This is a genomic window from Streptomyces sp. IBSBF 3136, assembly GCF_036815105.1.
In the GTDB taxonomy this organism is placed as follows: domain Bacteria; phylum Actinomycetota; class Actinomycetes; order Streptomycetales; family Streptomycetaceae; genus Streptomyces.
Genome location: NZ_JAJSZC010000428.1, coordinates 1 through 2,238 on the forward strand (window position 1 = coordinate 1; position 2,238 = coordinate 2,238).

2 protein-coding genes and 1 pseudogene are annotated in these 2,238 nt (G+C 76.5%); 2 read left to right on the forward strand and 1 reads right to left on the reverse strand.

The window, feature by feature from the left end; genetic code table 11:
* Positions 1–30 precede the first annotated feature (30 nt).
* Positions 31–1,206: a glycosyltransferase gene (locus V7E45_RS39870; RefSeq protein ID WP_333779187.1), complete on the reverse strand. Its 1,176-nt coding sequence runs from the start codon at positions 1,204–1,206 to the stop codon at positions 31–33.
* Between the two features lie 247 nt (positions 1,207–1,453).
* Between V7E45_RS39870 and V7E45_RS39875 the strand changes: the two genes are divergently transcribed.
* Positions 1,454–1,693, forward strand: a complete 240-nt coding sequence (locus tag V7E45_RS39875) for a chaplin family protein (RefSeq protein ID WP_020940157.1) — start codon at positions 1,454–1,456, stop codon at positions 1,691–1,693.
* A gap of 168 nt (positions 1,694–1,861) precedes the next feature.
* Positions 1,862–2,238: pseudogene (locus V7E45_RS39880) on the forward strand (hypothetical protein); the annotation flags it as partial.

A 2,238-nucleotide genomic window follows, 5' to 3' on the forward strand; every position in this document is an offset into this window, starting at 1 on the left:
CGCCGGGGGAGGGGACGGTGCGTTCCGCGGTCACGGGTGGAGGGACTCCCTGCGCTCGGTGGGCACGGGCGGCCGGGCGCCGAGGAGTTCGCGGTACAGGTCCGCGACCCGTTCGGCGGTGTGCCGCACGTCGTGCGTGGACTGGACGTGCCCGCGCCCCCGCTCGCCGAGCACCGCGCGCAGCGGGGCGTCGGACAGCAGCGTGGCGATCGCCCGGGCCAGCGCCGCGGGGTCCTCCGGCGGCACCAGGCAGTGGGACGCGAGCGCGGACGGCAGGCTCTCGCGCGCGCCGTCGACGTCGGTGAGCACGACGGGCCGCCCGCAGGCCAGCGCCTCCAGCGGGGCCAGGGCCATGCCCTCCCAGCGCGAGGGCAGCACCACCAGGTCGGCGGCCCGATACCAGGGCACGGTGTCGGCGACGGCACCGGCGAACCGGACGGCGGGGCCGAGGGCGCGGGCCCGCCGGCGCAGCGCGTCCCGGTCGGGTCCGTCGCCGATCAGCGCCAGCCGGGCGCCGGGCACGTGGCGCGTGACGTGCTCCCAGGCGCGCAGCAGCAGGTCCTGGCCCTTCTGCCGGCACAGCCGTCCGACACAGACGACGAGCGGCGCCGCCGGGTCGAGGTCCGGGAACAGGGCGGCGCGGGCGGGCCGCGCGGGCGCGGGGGAGTAGCGGTCGAGGTCGATGCCGTTGGGAATGACGGCGTACGAGGCGCGCACCCCGGCGCGTAGACCGGTCGCGCGCTCGGCCTGGCTGACGCACACCACCCGGTCCGCCCACCGCGCTCCCCGCCGCTCCCAGCGCAGCGCGAGCGTGGCGGTGGGGCCGCCGACCGCCTCGAACGACCATGCGTGCGGCTGGAACACGGTCGGGACCCGGCCGCGTACGGCGAGCCGGGCGGCGAGTCCCGCCTTCGCGCTGTGCGCGTGCACCAGTTCGGGCCGTACCTCTTCGACCAGGCGTGCGAGCCGTCGTATCTCGCCGGCCAGCCCCGGACCCGGCGACCGCCCGGCCCGCCACGGGCGCACGTCGACGCCCAGCTCCCTTAGCTCCGCGCCCAGTTCACCGCCCGGGCAGGCCGCCGCGACGCGCAGACCGGCCGTCAGCTGAGCCCGCGCCAGGTCCCGCACGACCCGGGCGACACCGCCGTCGACAGGCTGCGTGACGTGCAGGACACGCGGCCGCGGAGGGGGTGGTGACTGGTGCATCGGCGGGTACCTCGCTCATGGGGGCGCTCGGGGTTGCGGGTGGGAGCGCGGGGTCACGCCCGCGCGTCCACGACGACGAAGAGCGCGCCGGCCCACGACGCGTCCCCTTGGGAACGAGCCGGGAGCCCGGCTGGTCACCACCGCGCGCATCACTCCTTTGGCGGCACAACCCCACGGCGTGCCGCGCGTTGACACAGCGCCGGGCATCCGCCCGGATGTTTGTGTCGATTTCAAGGAGCTCCTCTCCATGTCGCGTATCGCGAAGGGTCTGGTCCTGACCTCCGCCGCTGTCGCGGCCGTCGCCGGCGCCGCCGGTGTGGCCTGCGCCGACGCCGGCGCCAGTGGCGGCGCCGCCAACTCGCCGGGTGTCGTGTCGGGCAACGTCGTCGAGGTCCCGGTCCACGTGCCGGTCAACGTCAGCGGCGACAGCATCAACGTCATCGGCCTGCTGAACCCGGCGTTCGGCAACATCGCCGCCAACGGCTGATCTCGGGACGCACCCCTCGGACCGGCCGCCCGTCCGCGCATCGTCGCGGGCGGGCGGCCGGTTCGCGCGTTCCCCCGGATGGTTCACGCACCGTGCGTGAGCGGTTGCGCGGCGTCACCACGGGTTCAACGGTGGGCTCAGACCCCTGCCCCACCGAAAGGAACCCCCATGCGTGTGCTGCCCGTGCGGCGTCTCGCGTCCACCACCCTCTGCGCCGCCCTCGTGATCGGCATCGCCGGCCCCGTCGCCGTCGCCGCCGACTCGGCCCGGGAGCGCACCCGGACGAGCTCACACTCGCCCGTCCCCGGCGCGGACGCGCTGCTCGCCGAGGTCCGGTCGCTGCACGGCACCGGCGCCCTGCTCGACCCCGTCGTCGACCTGGTCGACCAGTCGCTCCAGAAGGGGCGGCTCACCCCCGGCGAGGCCAAGAAGCTCGGCGACGCGGCCCGGCAGGCCGTCGCCAAGGCCGCGACGGCGGCCCCGAGCAGTGCGGCCACCCCCACCTCCACGGGCACCCCGACCTCGGCGGTGACGCCGAGCACCCC